Origin of the sequence: Agrobacterium sp. MCAB5, assembly GCF_052114365.1 — a bacterium.
Classification (GTDB): Bacteria; Pseudomonadota; Alphaproteobacteria; order Rhizobiales; family Rhizobiaceae; genus Agrobacterium; species Agrobacterium tumefaciens.
Window position 1 is genome coordinate 40,250 of the sequence record NZ_JBFREP010000001.1, and the last position, 14,984, is coordinate 55,233.

15 protein-coding genes and 1 other RNA gene are annotated in these 14,984 nt (G+C 58.3%); 5 read left to right on the top strand and 11 right to left on the bottom strand.

The genetic code is table 11. The annotated features are described in order from the left end of the window. Positions 1-120 precede the first annotated feature (120 nt). Positions 121-726 carry a recombination mediator RecR gene (recR, locus tag AB4Z23_RS00180; protein WP_003514308.1) on the bottom strand — a complete coding sequence of 202 codons (606 nt, stop codon included), beginning with the start codon at positions 724-726 and terminating at the stop codon, positions 121-123. Between the two features lie 37 nt (positions 727-763). On the opposite strand from recR, the gene AB4Z23_RS00185 reads away from it, so the two are divergent. Next, positions 764-1,399, top strand: a complete 636-nt coding sequence (locus AB4Z23_RS00185; protein ID WP_162714127.1) for an MOSC domain-containing protein — start codon at positions 764-766, stop codon at positions 1,397-1,399. Positions 1,400-1,412: 13 nt separating this feature from the next. On the opposite strand, the gene AB4Z23_RS00190 is transcribed toward AB4Z23_RS00185, so the two are convergent. The 3 genes from AB4Z23_RS00190 to ffs form a co-directional block, all read right to left on the bottom strand. After that, positions 1,413-1,736: a YbaB/EbfC family nucleoid-associated protein gene (locus tag AB4Z23_RS00190; protein WP_003514318.1), complete on the bottom strand. Its 324-nt coding sequence runs from the start codon at positions 1,734-1,736 to the stop codon at positions 1,413-1,415. Positions 1,737-1,763: 27 nt separating this feature from the next. Continuing rightward, positions 1,764-3,641, bottom strand: a complete 1,878-nt coding sequence (locus tag AB4Z23_RS00195; RefSeq protein WP_421476263.1) for a DNA polymerase III subunit gamma/tau — start codon at positions 3,639-3,641, stop codon at positions 1,764-1,766. A 162-nt stretch (positions 3,642-3,803) separates the two neighbouring features. After that, positions 3,804-3,900: signal recognition particle sRNA small type (gene ffs / locus AB4Z23_RS00200), an RNA gene on the bottom strand. Between the two features lie 65 nt (positions 3,901-3,965). On the opposite strand from ffs, the gene AB4Z23_RS00205 reads away from it, so the two are divergent. Together AB4Z23_RS00205 and nudC are read left to right on the top strand one after the other, a co-directional pair. Beyond that, positions 3,966-4,394 carry an HIT domain-containing protein gene (locus tag AB4Z23_RS00205; RefSeq protein WP_161986907.1) on the top strand — a complete coding sequence of 143 codons (429 nt, stop codon included), beginning with the start codon at positions 3,966-3,968 and terminating at the stop codon, positions 4,392-4,394. Continuing rightward, positions 4,394-5,356: an NAD(+) diphosphatase gene (gene nudC / locus AB4Z23_RS00210; RefSeq protein ID WP_421476264.1), complete on the top strand. Its 963-nt coding sequence runs from the start codon at positions 4,394-4,396 to the stop codon at positions 5,354-5,356. The genes AB4Z23_RS00205 and nudC overlap by 1 nt, the downstream gene beginning before the upstream one ends. 15 nt (positions 5,357-5,371) lie before the next feature. On the opposite strand, the gene AB4Z23_RS00215 is transcribed toward nudC, so the two are convergent. Both AB4Z23_RS00215 and AB4Z23_RS00220 read right to left on the bottom strand, forming a co-directional pair. After that, entirely contained in the window at positions 5,372-6,247 is an 876-nt protein-coding gene (locus AB4Z23_RS00215) for a prephenate dehydratase (protein WP_421476266.1), read from the bottom strand. An 11-nt stretch (positions 6,248-6,258) separates the two neighbouring features. Next, complete coding sequence (locus AB4Z23_RS00220; RefSeq protein WP_421476268.1) at positions 6,259-7,014, bottom strand: 3-deoxy-manno-octulosonate cytidylyltransferase; 756 nt, start codon at positions 7,012-7,014, stop codon at positions 6,259-6,261. 150 nt (positions 7,015-7,164) lie between these two features. Here AB4Z23_RS00220 and AB4Z23_RS00225 point away from each other — a divergent pair, with 150 nt between their 5' ends. Continuing rightward, positions 7,165-7,737: a c-type cytochrome gene (locus AB4Z23_RS00225; protein WP_003514328.1), complete on the top strand. Its 573-nt coding sequence runs from the start codon at positions 7,165-7,167 to the stop codon at positions 7,735-7,737. Between the two features lie 79 nt (positions 7,738-7,816). Here the strand turns inward: AB4Z23_RS00225 and AB4Z23_RS00230 are convergent, their stop codons facing one another. The 3 genes from AB4Z23_RS00230 to AB4Z23_RS00240 form a co-directional block, all read right to left on the bottom strand. Next, positions 7,817-8,545: a sugar transferase gene (locus AB4Z23_RS00230; protein WP_003514330.1), complete on the bottom strand. Its 729-nt coding sequence runs from the start codon at positions 8,543-8,545 to the stop codon at positions 7,817-7,819. Positions 8,546-8,847: 302 nt separating this feature from the next. After that, complete coding sequence (locus AB4Z23_RS00235) at positions 8,848-11,151, bottom strand: transglycosylase domain-containing protein (RefSeq protein WP_025592033.1); 2,304 nt, start codon at positions 11,149-11,151, stop codon at positions 8,848-8,850. A 138-nt stretch (positions 11,152-11,289) separates the two neighbouring features. Beyond that, on the bottom strand, positions 11,290-11,748 hold the full coding sequence (locus AB4Z23_RS00240; protein ID WP_421476270.1) for a YbaK/EbsC family protein: 459 nt from the start codon (positions 11,746-11,748) through the stop codon (positions 11,290-11,292). 480 nt (positions 11,749-12,228) lie between these two features. Here AB4Z23_RS00240 and AB4Z23_RS00245 point away from each other — a divergent pair, with 480 nt between their 5' ends. After that, the gene (locus AB4Z23_RS00245) at positions 12,229-12,438 is read left to right on the top strand and encodes a cold-shock protein (protein WP_003514335.1); all 210 of its coding nucleotides are present in this window, start codon (positions 12,229-12,231) and stop codon (positions 12,436-12,438) included. Between the two features lie 415 nt (positions 12,439-12,853). On the opposite strand, the gene AB4Z23_RS00250 is transcribed toward AB4Z23_RS00245, so the two are convergent. Continuing rightward, complete coding sequence (locus AB4Z23_RS00250) at positions 12,854-14,245, bottom strand: dipeptidase (protein ID WP_421476272.1); 1,392 nt, start codon at positions 14,243-14,245, stop codon at positions 12,854-12,856. A gap of 239 nt (positions 14,246-14,484) precedes the next feature. Then, on the bottom strand, positions 14,485-14,919 hold the full coding sequence (locus AB4Z23_RS00255; RefSeq protein ID WP_003514340.1) for a MarR family winged helix-turn-helix transcriptional regulator: 435 nt from the start codon (positions 14,917-14,919) through the stop codon (positions 14,485-14,487). Between the last annotated feature and the right edge of the window lie 65 nt (positions 14,920-14,984).

Genomic DNA, 14,984 nt, shown 5'->3' on the forward strand with positions numbered 1-14,984 from the left:
CTTGAGGCTTTTCCAGGAAAAGTGGAGGCCGGTTTTCCGTCTGGAAATGCGCCAAAACAAAGAATCAAATCGGTTTCGCATTCGGTCTCCTCTTCGAGTTACGGACAGGGAAAGAAGGCGTCAGATCGTTGTGCGAGCGCGCAGCGCCGCCGTCAATGTGCCCTCGTCGAGATAGTCCAGCTCGCCGCCAACAGGCACGCCATGTGCAAGGCGGGTGATCTTGATGCCGAGATCGGCCAGGCGGTCGGTGATGTAATGGGCTGTTGCCTGTCCCTCCACCGTCGCATTGACGGCGATGATGAGCTCGCGAATACCGCCGGCGCTGACGCGATCGATCAGTCCCTTGATGTTCAAATCTTCCGGCCCGACGCCATCGAGCGGCGACAGCGTGCCACCAAGCACATGATAGGCGGTATTCATGGCGCCTGCTCGCTCCAGCGCCCACAGATCCGACACGTCTTCCACCACGATGATGACCGACTGGTCACGTCTATCATCGGCGCAGACCGTGCAGGGATCGATGGTATCGACATTGCCGCAGCACGAGCAGATCTTCACCTTGTCATAGGCTTCACCCATCGCGTGGCCCAGCGGTCCAAGAAGCTGTTCCTTCTTCTTGATGAGATGCAGCGCCGCCCGCCGCGCCGAGCGAGGCCCAAGCCCCGGTACTTTTGCAAGCAGCTGGATCAGTTTTTCGATTTCGGGACCGGTGACTCGTTTTGCCATGAGCGCTTTCTACTGCATAAATCGGGAAACGGGAATCATGAAGCGCGAAGGGCAGTCCATGAAAATACGGGCAGTGTGCCGGGGCGAGGCGAAGGCCTTGCCGGGAAAGACGGCGAAGACGGGTATTTTCAAACATGCCGTGCAGGGCGCGGTGATGGTCGATGCGCAAGGCATCGTCAGCGACGCTGTCTGCAATCGTAAACATCACGGCGGGCCGGATCAGGCGATCTACGCCATGGGCTCTGCCGATCTCGATTTCTGGTCGCGTACGCTGGGTTTTGTGGTTGAGCCCGGATTTTTTGGGGAAAATCTGGTTCTGGAAGGTGTCGATAGTGCAAAACTGCATGTCGGCGACAGGTTTTCAGCCGAGGAAGTGGTGCTGGAAGTGACCGCCGCCCGCATTCCCTGCGCCACCCTGTCAGCCCGGCTCGGCGATCCCGGCTTCGCGCCGCGTTTTCGGCAGGCGGGGCAGCCGGGCTTTTATTGCCGGGTTCTGAAAGGTGGAATGCTCAGCGCCGGCGAAGGCATCGCTTTCGAACCCTATCAGGGAACGAAACTGCCCATACCGGTCATTCTCCAGCGCTTCCGCCCCATGCAGCTTACCAGGGACGAACGTGCCGCATATCTCGGCACCCCGCTTGCGAGCCGGTTCCGCGCCATGCTGGAAGTCTGAATTCGTAAGAATATCAGAACGGCAGCTTCATGCCGGGCGGGATCGGCAGGCCAGCCGTGATTTCCTTGGTCTTTTCAGCGGTGATGGCCTCGGCGCGCTCCTTGGCGTCATTGTGGGCGGCGACGATCAGGTCTTCGAGAATTTCGACGTCGTCTTCCTTGAAGAGAGACGGATCGATCTTCAGGCCCAGCAGGCTGCCCTTGCCATTCAGCTTCACGGTGACGAGACCGCCGCCGGACTTGCCTTCGACTTCAAGCGCGGCGATATCCGCCTGCATCTTTTCCATCTTGGCCTGCATTTCCTTGACCTTGCCCATCATGCCCATGATGTCGCGCATGTGCCAAACTCCTGTTTTTGTTATGTATTAAAATTCGATGTCGTCGCCGGGAAGGATGTCGCCCTCGCTCGATTCGGCAACCGAAGGCGGCGGGGCGATCTCGTCCGGCTCGTCCTGCTGGGTGACGCGAATGCGCACGTCGGTGATTTTAGCACCTGGAAACTGTTGAAGAATGGCTGCAACGTCAGGGTCCTGCCTCGCATCCACGAGGCGGGCGTCGCGCGCACTGCCCTCTGCTTCAACCAGCGTCGGCTGACCCTGTTCCTTGCTAAGGCTGACGATCCAGTGGATACCGGTCCACTCTTTCAGCTTCACACCAAGCTCGCCGGGGAGCGATCCGGGTGCGCCATCGCCGAGGCGCATGTCGAGCCGGCCCGGCTCCAGCCGCACCAGCCGCACGAAGTTGCGAACCTTCGCCCGCATGACGGGATCGCGATTTTTCTGGCACAGGTCGGCAATGTCCTGAAGAGAGTTGACGGGAACCTTCGGCTCCGGCCGTTCTTCGGTTTTTGGTGCCGCGACCTGCATTTCCTGCGGGCGGCTGTCAGGCACGGCGCGCAGCATGGTCGAAGGCTGCGAGCTTGCCGGCCTCTGGGCGGAAAGCTCCACAGGTCTTCCTGCGGCCACTGTCTGTCCTGAGGAATAGGCGCGAGTGCCGCCGCCATTGCCGCCACCCGAAGGCGCGCCATTGGAATAGCCGCCATCGCTGTTGGAAAGTTCGAGCAGGCGTCGCGCCGCGTCTTCCGGTGCCGGAAGATTGGCGGCGTGCGAAAGGCGGATCAACACCATTTCGGCCGCACCCGCAGGACGTGAGGCATTTTCAGTTTCCGGAATACCCTTGAGCAGCATCTGCCAGATACGCGACAGCGCAGTCACGGCGATTGTCTCGGCAAATTCCGCGCCACGCACGCGTTCGATCTCGGACAGCGAGGGATCTTCCGCCGCATCCGGCACATATTTCATGCGGGTGACGAGGTGAGTGAAATCGGCAAGGTCGTTCAGCACGACGACGGGGTTGGCGCCTGCCTCGTATTGACCGTTGAATTCCGAAAGTGCCGCCGCGACATCACCTTTAATGATGTGCTGGAAAAGATCGACGATGCGCGCCCGGTCGGCAAGACCCAGCATGCCGCGCACCGCCTCGGCTTCCACGTGTCCGCCGCCATGGGCGATCGCCTGATCGAGCAGGGAAAGACCGTCACGGGCGGAACCCTCAGCCGCGCGGGCAATCATTGAGAGCGCCTGCGGTTCGGCCTCGAAACCTTCCTTGCCGGCAATGGCAGTGAACAGGCCGACGAGATCGGCGGCGCTGATGCGGCGCAGGTCGAAGCGCTGGCACCGCGACAGCACGGTGATCGGAACCTTGCGGATTTCAGTGGTTGCGAAGATGAATTTCACATGCTCCGGCGGCTCTTCCAACGTCTTCAGAAGACCGTTGAAGGCCTGCGTCGAGAGCATGTGCACTTCGTCGATGATATAGACTTTATAGCGCGCCGAAACCGGGCGGTAACGCACCTGCTCGATGATCTCGCGAATGTCGTCAATACCGGTATGGGAGGCAGCGTCCATCTCGATCACGTCGACATGACGGCCTTCCATGATCGCCTGACAATGTTCGCCGGGGATACGCAGGTCGATGGTCGGTTTGTCGATGGTGTCGGTCTTGTAGTTCAGCGCGCGTGCAAGAATACGCGCGGTGGTCGTCTTGCCCACACCGCGAACGCCGGTCAGCATATAGGCCTGCGCGATGCGGCCGGTCTCGAACGCATTCGTCAGCGTGCGGACCATCGGCTCCTGGCCGACCATCAGATCGGAAAAATCCTTCGGACGATATTTGCGTGCCAGTACCCGGTAGCCGGTCCCGCCCGGGGATTCGCTTGATGTGGTGGGTAAGGTGTCGCTCATCGCCTCGCCAGTTTATTTTGCCAGTTTGTCCTAGAGCGCCGTGCGTCCCATTGGACGCATCAGGCACGCTCTATTCCTCTAAAGTCTGCACATCATGCCGATACGCAGGGGCCGCTTTCAGGCTGAACCGGCCCGGCGAAAGCTGAGCGGAATTTAAAAAGGGTGGGAGGCTGGCACGGCGACCCGTGCCTGGCTCGTTAGGGCTGCTTCCTTCCGGACCTGACCCGGTTGGCGAGTGGCTCGTCCACCACCAACCTCCCGGGGCCACATATCGGCAATATCGAAAGCAAATGCAAGCCAAGCCTTCAAAAAACTGCTATCACAATGAAAACAAACATGGAGGACGCCTTGGAGACATTCCGGCTGGACGACAGGCTGGCGCGCGACAGTGCGCTTGTAATGCGTTTGGGACTATGCGAGCTGCGTTTGCAGAACGACAGCCGCTGGCCCTGGCTGGTGCTGGTGCCACAGAGAGGCGGCGCCAGCGAGCTGTTCGATCTTACTCCGCTCGATCAGGCCGTGCTGACGTTCGAGACCAATCTCGTCGCCTCCGCGCTGAAGGACGTTACCGGGGCCACCAAGATCAATGTCGGCGCGCTGGGCAATATCGTCCGGCAACTTCACGTCCATATTATCGCCCGCAACGAAGGCGACACCTGCTGGCCCGGCCCAATCTGGGGTCACGGGACGCCAGTGCCCTATGGCCCGGGCGAAAAGGAATCCTTGATGAAAAAAATATCCGGCGCGCTCTGATGATCTCAATGACTATTTTCGAAACCACTGCTCCCCATCCCGAAGCAAGCCTGCTGACAGCCTTTTCCAAGAACGCCCTCAACCGATTCGCCGAGAAGCGGACGGAAGACTGCGTTGCCGATGCGCTGAAAGTCGATGGCACCCATATTTTTGCCTTCTCCGGCAACCGGCTTGTCCTGAAACATGACGAGCAGGTCATAGATCCCCTGTTTTCCGCCTATGAGCTGGCGGAATTGCAGCCGGATTTCGACAATGCCGTTCTGCTTGGATACCGCGAAACCGGCGAACCGAGAATTGCGGTGCCGGTGGCCGTCACGGAAGACACGCTCGCGAGCCACTACAAGCTGGCCGATGCCCGCACCCTTTATCGCGATCATCTTCTCGATGAGGAATTGTTGAGCGAGGTTGCCCAGGCCGTCAGCCTTACGCACTGGAATGCCGACAACCGCTTCTGCGGACGGTGCGGCGGCACGATGGAATTGCGTATCGGCGGCTACAAGCGCATATGCGCCGCCTGCAATCACACCATTTTTCCCCGAACCGATCCCGTTGTCATCATGATGACGATCGATATCGAGCGCGATCTTTGCCTGCTCGGACGCGGCGCGCATTTTGCGCCGGGCATGTATTCCTGCCTCGCCGGTTTCGTGGAGCCGGGCGAAACGATCGAGCAGGCCGTGCGCCGCGAGACGCATGAAGAATCCGGCGTCGAAATCGGCCGCGTGCGCTATCACGCTTCCCAGCCCTGGCCGATGCCGCACACGCTGATGATCGGCTGTTATGCCGAGGCTCTCTCGTTCGATATTTCCCGCGATGAGATCGAGCTGGAGGATTGCCGCTGGTTCACGCGGGCGGAGGTGGCCACGATGCTGGAGGCTGCTGCGGGCGAGGACTTTTCCGCGCCTCCGGGCGGTGCCATCGCGCACCGGCTGATGCGCGACTGGGTGGAATGGACGAAATGAAGATTTGCGGCAGGCTCAGCTCTGGTTGAGCTTGCCGCGCATCGCATGACCCTTGTAGACGCCGAGAATTCGGACCTTCTCGGAAAAGAAGCGCAGCTCGTCCAGCGCGTGCCGCACCGGCTCGTCATCCGGATGGCCTTCGATATCGGCATAGAACTGCGTTGCCACGAACCTTCCGCCGAGCTGGTAGCTTTCCAGCTTCGTCATGTTGATGCCATTCGTCGCGAAACCGCCCATTGCCTTATAAAGCGCCGCCGGAATGTTGCGGACATTGAACACGAAGGTCGTGACGATGGTTTCATCTGGTGCTTCGCCTTCGGACTGGCGTTTGGCCCAGTTCTCATCGCGCGAAAGAATAACGAAACGGGTAATGTTGTTTTCTGAATCCTCGACATTTTCAGCCATGATATCAAGGCCGTAGAGACCGGCGGCAAGACGCGGTGCAAGCGCTGCCATGCTGCGATCACCCTTTTCAGAAACCAGTCTCGCCGCTCCAGCCGTATCGCCGGCAACGACTGGCTTCCAGCCGTTGGAACGGATGATCTTGCGGCACTGGCCAAGCGCGTGGATGTGGCTGTGAACGGTGCGGATCTCGTCTTTCTTCACGCCCGGTATAACCATCAGCTGGAAGCGGATCGGCATGAAATATTCACCGATGAGGTGAAGGCGTGATTCCGGCAGCAGATGATGGATATCGGCAACGCGACCGGCCAGCGTGTTCTCGATCGGGATCATGCCGAGATCGGCTTCGCCGTTTTCGACGGCGTTGAAAGCATCCTCGAATGTCGGGCACGGCAAAGGCTCCATATCCGGGAACATGTCGCGGCATGCCATGTCGGAATTCGCGCCAAATTCGCCCTGAAAGGCAATGCGGTTTGTGCTCAAGGTCATGGAATTATCCATCAGAGGGTTCGGTTTGCGAGAATAGTGCGGGCTTTTTCGAGATCGTGCGGCGTATCAACGCCAAGCGGCACGGAGTGAACGATTTCGGCATCAATACGCATGCCCGCTTCCAGCGCGCGCAATTGTTCCAGCCTTTCGCGCTTTTCGAGTGGCGAAGGCTGAAGCCTCACGAACGTTTCAAGGGCGGCGCGGCGATAGGTATAAAGGCCGATGTGATGATAAAGCGGTCCGTCGCCATAGGGCGCAGTCGCGCGGGTAAAATAAAGCGCGCGCAATCGCGTCTCGGAAAGCGGGCTGCCAACCACTTTCACCACGTTCGGATTGGTCTTTTCTTCCTCGTCGGTGATCTCAACCGTCAGCGTGGCAATGTCGACGGCGACATTTTCCAACGGGCGCAACGAGGCGCGGATCGTTTCCGCTTCGATGGTCGGAAGGTCGCCCTGAACATTGATGACATATTCGGCGTTGCCATAGGGGTCGGCCTTCTGCAGCGCCTCGAAAATGCGGTCCGAACCGGATTGGTGATCATCTCGCGTCATCATTACGTCGAAACCGGCATTTTTTACGGCTGAAAATACCTGTTCGTCATCGACTGCAACGACGATGCGCGTCGCGCCAGCTTCACGCGCCCTGAGTGCAACCTGCACAATCATCGGTTTGCCGCCAATATCCGCGAGAGGCTTGCCCGGAAGCCGTGTCGATGCCATCCGCGCCGGTATAAGGACGACAGCTTTCTCGAATTCCCGATTCTTCATCCGACACCCTTCAAATCCCAACCGAAAAGTGTCAAAACGTCACGGAGTGGGGAATATTATTCAAGTTGCGCAGGCTGTGCAAAAGCCATAGCTTTTGAATAATTTCAAGATGCCCGGTTATATGGAGCGGATGCGAGGGAGCGCATATAGATGAATTCTTATGTAAATATGGGCGTTGGGGCGTTGCTGGGCACGGTTTTCGTTCTGATGTCGGTGTCAATTGCGTCTGAGGGCATTTTTCATGCGCCCACCCCGGAAAAGGAAGGTTACGCCATCGTCGCGGAAGCGAGCGGCGGCGAGGCTGCAGGCGAACCCGCTGCAGCGGCAACCCCGATCGCGAAATTGCTCGCTAGCGCGGATGCTGCCAAGGGTGAGGCGGTCTTCAAGAAGTGTACGAGCTGTCATACCGGAGAGAGTGGTGGTGCAAACAAGGTCGGCCCCAATCTCTTCGATATCGTCAACCGGCCGATCGCCAGCCATGCGGGTTTCAGCTACTCCGCAGCAATGAAGGATTTCTCCAAGGGCGGTTCCGTGCACTGGGATTACGATCATCTCAGCTACTTCATCGAAGCTCCCAAGAAACACGTTCCCGGCACGGCCATGGGCTTTGCGGGTGTGAAGAAGGAGACGGAACGCGCCGATCTCATCGCTTATCTGCGCACGCTGTCGGCAAACCCGGCGCCGCTGCCGGATCCGGCTGCGGCTCCCGTGCCGATAAACTGACGGAATATGGTGATTTCATAAGAAAAGCCCGGCATCGCTGCCGGGCTTTTTTGATTCTATCTGTCTGATTTCTGAAAGATCAGAAACCCTTGCCGCCGCGCAATTCGGAAATGACCGTTCCGATCATGATCTTGATATCCAGCCAGACGGAAAAATTGTCGACGTAATAAAGATCGGACACGATGCGGGCACGCGCCTTGTCACTGCGATCCGTCGGGCCGCGCAAACCCCGCATCTGGGCAAGACCGGTAATGCCTGGCCGCATCCGGTGCCGCAGGTGGTAGTGGGGAACAAGTTCCTCATAAAGACGGCCGGCGGCCAGCATGCCGATGGCATGGCAGCGCGGACCCACCAGCGACATGTCGCCTTTCAAGACGTTGATGAGTTGTGGCAGTTCGTCGACATTTGTGCGGCGAAGCACGGCGCCGATCCGGGTTATCCTCGGATCGTTCTTTACCGTTTGCGCCACGCCGGTGGCATCGCCCAGTTCGGTCCGCATCGAGCGAAATTTATAGACCCTTATCTTTCGCCCGTTCATGCCCCAACGGACTTGTGAGAACAGGACCGGCCCTTTGCTGTCGAGTTTGACCAGCGCCGCGACGGTCAGCAATACGGGCGCGAGTGCGACAAGGGCGATGGACGCCCCTGCAATGTCGATCGTTCTTTTGAGCACAAACTGGCTGCGCAGGAACACCGACGTGTTGGTTTCTGAAATGGAAGGTTGTGTTTCCGCCGCGTCGAAAGTGACAGCCGCAGGATAAGGGGCGCCGTAAAACACGGCATGCGATGAGCTTTTAGTACCCAGCATAATATGAAGCCCTGAAAAGTTATTTTGAAACAAGAAAATTAATTTATATGAACGATTAATAATTCATTTACCGTAAAAAGTCATCCGAAATGTAATCGTTTTTGCGCAAATAGCAATCTACGGTTAACGTGGATGCACGCATATGTTGCAAACACGAGTGTGGTCTCCGCTCTTGGCTGCGTTGGCTGCCCATTCGGTGTAATCAAGTCTTTGGAAAATTGAGTATTTGCGGGAAAGGCGACAGGATCGTTGCCGGCCCATCGCTTGCCGGGTAACCGGCGAGCCGATTACCCAAAAGGCAATTAATTTCCCATCAGAATATCAAGAAGGGTCGTCTGCTTCGGCCCGGAAGTTGCCGGCGCCCGGCCGCCGATATCGGCTGGCGGCACAGGTCCATTGTCGGCTGAATAGCCGGGTTCGATATCGCGGGAAGGGATGTTTCCAGGCGGCATGGGGACGCCCGGCTGACCAGCGTTTGGCGAGACGGGCGCTTCGGGATAGGCTCGAGTGTTTGTCGTTCCGCCGCCGCCGAGAGCATTGGAAATGATGTCGCCGATGGAGGAAGGCGCGCTCTCGGGCGCCGGTTGCTGTATTTCCCCAAGCGGCGGCACGCCGCCTGCGCCGAGACCGAAGAGTGGCGAAGGCGAGAGCCCGGAATGGGCGGCGGTCATGAAATCTTTCCAGGCCTTCGCAGGCAAGCCACCGCCGGTGACCTTTTTCATCGATGTGCCGTCGTCATTGCCGAACCAGACGCCCGTTGTCAGATTGCTTGTGTAGCCGACAAAAAGCGCGTCGCGGAAAGACTGTGTCGTGCCGGATTTTCCCGCTGCCTGCCAACCCTGGAGGCGGGCGGCTTTCCCTGTTCCTTCGGTGATGACGCGCGACAACATGCCGTTCATCGTCGCGGCGATCTCCTCGCTCAGCACGCGCGGCGGGTTGTCGTATCTGTTTTCATAAAGCACCTTGCCGTCGGCATCGGAGATGCGTTTGACGATATGCGGCGTCGCCTTGTAGCCGCCATTCATGAAGGGAGCGTAGGAGGCGGTCAGCTCCATCAGTGACACTTCCGAGGTGCCGAGTGCGATGGAGGCGTTGTTCTGAAGCTCCGATTCGATACCCATGCGATGCGCCACCTGCGTCACCCGCTCAGGACCGACTTCCATCACCAGCTGCGCAGCGATCGTGTTCAGTGAATTGGCAAGCGCAGTGGCAAGCGTCACTTCGCCACGATATTTCTTCTCATAATTTTCCGGTGTCCAGTTTCCGATACGGACCGGCCCGTCATTGCGAATGGTACTGGGGGTCAGACCCGATTCGAGCGCGGCGACGTATACGAAGGGTTTGAACGCCGATCCGGGTTGCCGTTTCGCCTTGGCGGCCCGGTTGAACTGGCTTTCGGCATAATCCGCCCCGCCGACCACGGCCCGGATTGCGCCTGTACCATCGATGGAAACGAGAGCCGCTTGCGAGGCGCCCTGCTTTTTACCATCACCCTGGAGAACATGGGTCAGTGCTTTTTCGGCGTCGCGTTCAAGATTGGGGTCGATGGTCGTATCGACGACGATGTCCTGCTTGACGTCGCCAATCAGGCCACGAACTTCCTCCATCACCATATCGGCAGCGTAATGTTCGGCACCGGACCAGAAACGTTTGGCCTTGGTCGGCGGCTGCGACATCGCGGTCTTGATCTCGTCATCGGTGATGAACCCGACATCGCGCATGGATCTCAGAACGACCTGCGCCCGCTCCTCCGCCGCCTGCGGGTCGCGCGCCGGTGAAAGGCGCGAGGGGGCCTTGAGAAGTCCGGCAAGCGTTGCCGCCTCGCCAAGATTGACGTCGCGCGCGGACTTGTTGAAGTAGCGTCTGGAAGCGGCTTCGACGCCAAAGGCGTTGGAACCGAAATAAACGCGGTTGAGATACATCGCGAGGATCTGGTCCTTGGTGTATTTATGCTCCAGCCAGAAGGCCAGCAGCACTTCCTGCACCTTGCGCTCCAGCGTCCGGTCCTGTGAGAGGAACAGGTTTTTTGCCAGCTGCTGCGTCAGCGTCGAGCCGCCCTGCACTGTTCGTCCCGTCATCACATTGGTTACGATGGCGCGGGCCAGGCCGAGCGGATCCACACCGAAATGGGAATAGAACCGCCGGTCTTCGATCGCCATGACCGCTTGTGGAAGGTAGGGCGACATGTCTTCAAGCGCGAGAGCCTCGCCACCCGTGGTGCCGCGATTGGCAAGCACGCTGCCGTTCACCGAAACGATCTTCACATTCGGAGGGCGTTCGGGAATGGTCCAACTGCTGGCGCTCGGCATGCGCGCGCCGTAATAAAGGACAAGACCGGCAACGCCAATACCACCCCAGATGCCGAGCACGATGCACCAGTAAACGAGGGACCGGATAAAGCCTGTTGCGCCACCGCCGGAACTGCGTGTGCGCTTTTCCTTTTTTTGCGGTTTGGCGCGGCCGGATGTGGACTTCGGTTTTCTGGCGGGCTGCTTTGCGGTTCCGCCAATGCGCTCGCTGGCATCAAGACGCAGATCGTCACCGGATTCGTGGAAATCCCCGAAGGAAGGCTCTACCCGATCGCGTGATTTACCCTTGCCTGCCATCCAGCCGAAGTCGCTCCTTATATTCCCGAAACCGTTCGCACTTCAGGCCTCTATGCCTGCGCGATCCTTAATCCAGGATGAAGAGTTTAAATGCGGCAATTTAAGGCGGGGTTAAGTCCTTGCCGGATCAAATCGGCGTCATTGGCAGACGTCGACCCATTCCGCTCCCGTCAGTCGCGCCATCATGTCAGGCGAAATCCTTACCGCCGCATTGGTGGCACCCGCTGCCGGAACCACCTCGGGATAGTTTTTCAGGGATATGTCGCAAAACACCGGAAGGGGAGAAGGCAATCCGAAAGGACACACGCCGCCGACGGGATGGCTGGTAACCGCAACGACTTCTTCCGCCCCCAGCATGCGCGGCTTGGCGCCGAAGTGATCGCGGAATTTACGATTGTCGAGCCGCTTCGTGCCGGCGGCAACGACGAGAAGAATTGTGTCGCCCGCCTTCAGGCAGATCGTTTTGGCAATCTGGCCGGGATCGACGCCGTGCGCTTCGGCAGCCAAAGCGACTGTCGCCGAACTCGTTTCCGTTTCGATAACGGTCACTTCGGGGGAATTCTCGGTGAAAAACGCTCTGACGGATTCGATGGTCATGCGTATTTATTAGGCGGTATGCCAAGAGGCTTCAAGGTGTCGCGAAATAGCTATGCATTTTATGCAATGCTGCGCTGCGATGAAACGTCTGTTTTTTGAGCGGAGATCCTGTATCTTCAAATCATCGAAGCGACGCACTCCTCCTCCCAGCGTCGCCCGATTGGACTGACAATACTCCTCCTCCCAATTGTCAGTCAGTTTCAAGAACCCGGCGCACCTCCTCCCGCGCCGGGTTTTTGCTGTTTAAGGCCTTGTTTCCGGCGACTTTCATTTGCCGACGCTTCACAAAAATCACCGGGCTTTTTCAAAGAAACTTGACTTTCAGGCCCTTCCAACCTAGGTGTTCGCGCATCGATATTTGTTTGACGACCAGAGCTTCGGCGCCTTTTTTAGGTGCACACGACGATCTTTCCTTCAAATTCGACCCAAGACCGCACTGCGCGCAGTGCAAATACAATTTGCCAACGGAAGGAAATCGTTATGGCGACTGGTACAGTAAAGTGGTTCAACGCAACCAAGGGCTACGGCTTCATTCAGCCTGACGACGGTTCGCAGGACGTATTCGTTCACATCTCCGCCGTTGAGCGCGCTGGTATGACCTCCCTCAACGACGGTCAGAAGCTCTCCTACGAGCTGACGCAGGACCGTCGCTCGGGCAAGATGTCTGCAGGCGAGCTCGTCGCTTCCTGATAAGCGGCTTGGCCTGAACGGGTCATTCGTATGAATATGAAAGGCCGGATTTTTCCGGCCTTTTTCTTTTGGAAGGTGCACCGGGTCCGGCCGCTCTTGAAAAAGCTGGAGTGCATACCAATATAGGGTTCAACAGTGCTCCGCACGGAATTGTCAGGCTGGTGCTTTTAAAGTGCTGCTGTTGTTGCGTTAACCAAAGATTAACCAAAGCAGCCGATCCTGATCGTGAAAAGCAGCGTCGACTTTGTTGGCGCGCTCTGGAGCATCGGACCGTTTGAACGCTTTGACCACGGATGTACTGGCACTGACGAAAAACGGGTGGAAAGGTCGGGCTTGCCCGGCCTTTTTGTTTTGAACCACCAAAATATAAGAGAACGAGGAGGCATCGGGTAACCGGCGCCTCCTTTCTTTTTGACTACTTCGCGGAAAGGGCGTCGAGAATGCGGATCCAGGAGCGGATACCTTTGTGGAACGACTGCAGGTCATATTTTTCATTCGGCGAATGAATGCGGTCATCGGTAAGGCCGAAACCGACGAGCAGCGAATCCATGCCCAGCATCTTCTGGAAATCGCCGACGATGGGGATCGAGCCCCCCATGCCGATCACGACGGCAGGTTTGGGCCACTCTTCCGAAAGCGCGTTTTTCGCCTTCGTTAGCACTGGCGAATCATAGGAAAGCTGGATAGCCGGCGATGCACCATGCTCGTGAAATTCCACCGAGCAATCGGCTGGAATTTTGGAGCGGACATAGTTCCGGAAGCTCTCGCGAACCGCTTTCGGGTCTTGCTCTCCGACGAGACGGAAGGACACTTTAGCAGAGGCCTTTGCGGCGATAACTGTCTTGAAGCCGTCGCCGGTATAGCCGCCGATGATGCCGTTGACTTCCGCCGTTGGACGAGCCCAGGTCTGCTCCAGCACGGAGCGGCCCTTTTCGCCCGATGGAATCGAGAGGCCGACTTCGCCGAGGAAGGCTTCGGCGGTGCGGCCCAACGTTTCCCAGGAAGCCTTGATGTTGGCGGGGGTTTCTTCCACGCCGTCATAGAAGCCGGCAAGTGTCACGCGGCCGGTCTCGTCATGCAGGCCGGCGAGAATATCTGTCAGGATGTGAATGGGATTTGCGGCCGCACCACCGAAAAGGCCCGAATGCAGGTCGCGGTCGGCGGCAGTGATTGTGATTTCCTCGCCGACCAGGCCGCGAAGGGCGGCGGCGATGGCGGGCGTATCGCGGTCCCACATGCTGGTATCGCATACCAGTGCATAATCGGCCTTCAGCTCATCGGCATTGGCGTCGAGGAACGGCTTCAGCGAGGGCGAACCGGATTCTTCCTCGCCCTCGAAAAGAATGGTGACGCGCACGGGCAGACTGCCATTGACTGCCTTATAGGCCCGGCAGGCTTCCACGAAGGTCATCAGCTGACCCTTGTCGTCAGCCGTTCCACGCCCGGTGATCACCTGCCGGTCGCCGCCGATATCTTTCACGGCGGGTTCGAACGGATCGTTTTCCCAGAGATTGAGCGGATCGACCGGCTGCACATCGTAATGGCCGTAGAAAAGCACATGCGGCGCGTCTTTTGTCGCGGCGTCGTGATGCGCCACCACCATTGGATGACCGGCCGTGTCGCGAACGGAAGCCGCAAAGCCCAGTGATTCAAGCGTTCTGACCAGCCATTCCGCCGCCTTGCGGCACTCCGCCTTGTAGGCGGGGTCCGTGGAAATGGACGGGATGCGCACCAGTTCGAACAATCGCTCGAGGCTGGAGGTGAGGTTGTCGTCGGCCGTGGAAAGAATGGGGGAAACGTCTGTCATCGCTGATCCTGTCATGTCTGTCGCAACCCGGCGATGGACGAAACATCCTGGTATCGCGCATCGCGTGGGAACAAGGGGCTGACGTGTCGTTGAATCGGCAAGCGCGCAGCCGCCGGAACGATAGAGCAGTTCAGGAAAAGTGCGAAGTGATTTTCCGTCCTAAACTGCGCGGAAACAAAACCTTGGAGGCTGCAGGCGATAGAAGCCAGGAGCAAAGAAAGCGTTTCGAGTTGTAAATGCTATTTCGCTTTTTTGGCGCGGTCGATCGCCCGGCGCATATATTCCAGCAGAAGCTGCTTTTCGAAACGGCGGAAATCCGCCAGCAGCGTATCTTCCGTGGCTTCGGAAGCGGCAATGGCGTTCGCCTCGAGATCCCTGCCGCGCTGGGTAAGTTCGATGATCTGCGCGCGGCGGTCGCTTGGGTGGGATTTGCGCACGATCAGCCCGTCGCGCTCCATGCGGGACAGCGTATTGGCAAGCGTCGCCTGCTCCACGTCGATTCTATCCAGCAATTGCCGTTGCGTCAGTCCCTCCTCATGCCACAGTTCGATGAGGATGGGGAATTGTCCAGGAGAAAACCCCAGCGCGGCAGCTCTCTTCTGGAGCGCCATGGTGAATTCCCTCGCCATTTTTGCGGCGAGATAGATCGCCGATTCGTCCCGGGAAAAACCCATTCATCAATCCGTCTGGCATCTGGTCGGCGCAATCGCGCAATTTCGATAGTGGGATATATATCGCA

Excerpts from the sequence above, each read along its gene's own strand:
- recR (WP_003514308.1), bottom strand. The coding sequence starts at position 726 with ATGGCAAAACGAGTCACCGGTCCCGAAATCGAAAAACTGATCCAGCTG.
- AB4Z23_RS00185 (WP_162714127.1), top strand. The coding sequence starts at position 764 with ATGAAGCGCGAAGGGCAGTCCATGAAAATACGGGCAGTGTGCCGGGGC.
- AB4Z23_RS00190 (WP_003514318.1), bottom strand. The coding sequence starts at position 1,736 with ATGCGCGACATCATGGGCATGATGGGCAAGGTCAAGGAAATGCAGGCC.
- AB4Z23_RS00195 (WP_421476263.1), bottom strand. The coding sequence starts at position 3,641 with ATGAGCGACACCTTACCCACCACATCAAGCGAATCCCCGGGCGGGACC.
- AB4Z23_RS00205 (WP_161986907.1), top strand. The coding sequence starts at position 3,966 with ATGAAAACAAACATGGAGGACGCCTTGGAGACATTCCGGCTGGACGAC.
- nudC (WP_421476264.1), top strand. The coding sequence starts at position 4,394 with ATGATCTCAATGACTATTTTCGAAACCACTGCTCCCCATCCCGAAGCA.
- AB4Z23_RS00215 (WP_421476266.1), bottom strand. The coding sequence starts at position 6,247 with ATGACCTTGAGCACAAACCGCATTGCCTTTCAGGGCGAATTTGGCGCG.
- AB4Z23_RS00220 (WP_421476268.1), bottom strand. The coding sequence starts at position 7,014 with ATGAAGAATCGGGAATTCGAGAAAGCTGTCGTCCTTATACCGGCGCGG.
- AB4Z23_RS00225 (WP_003514328.1), top strand. The coding sequence starts at position 7,165 with ATGAATTCTTATGTAAATATGGGCGTTGGGGCGTTGCTGGGCACGGTT.
- AB4Z23_RS00230 (WP_003514330.1), bottom strand. The coding sequence starts at position 8,545 with ATGCTGGGTACTAAAAGCTCATCGCATGCCGTGTTTTACGGCGCCCCT.
- AB4Z23_RS00235 (WP_025592033.1), bottom strand. The coding sequence starts at position 11,151 with ATGGCAGGCAAGGGTAAATCACGCGATCGGGTAGAGCCTTCCTTCGGG.
- AB4Z23_RS00240 (WP_421476270.1), bottom strand. The coding sequence starts at position 11,748 with ATGACCATCGAATCCGTCAGAGCGTTTTTCACCGAGAATTCCCCCGAA.
- AB4Z23_RS00245 (WP_003514335.1), top strand. The coding sequence starts at position 12,229 with ATGGCGACTGGTACAGTAAAGTGGTTCAACGCAACCAAGGGCTACGGC.
- AB4Z23_RS00250 (WP_421476272.1), bottom strand. The coding sequence starts at position 14,245 with ATGACAGACGTTTCCCCCATTCTTTCCACGGCCGACGACAACCTCACC.
- AB4Z23_RS00255 (WP_003514340.1), bottom strand. The coding sequence starts at position 14,919 with ATGGGTTTTTCCCGGGACGAATCGGCGATCTATCTCGCCGCAAAAATG.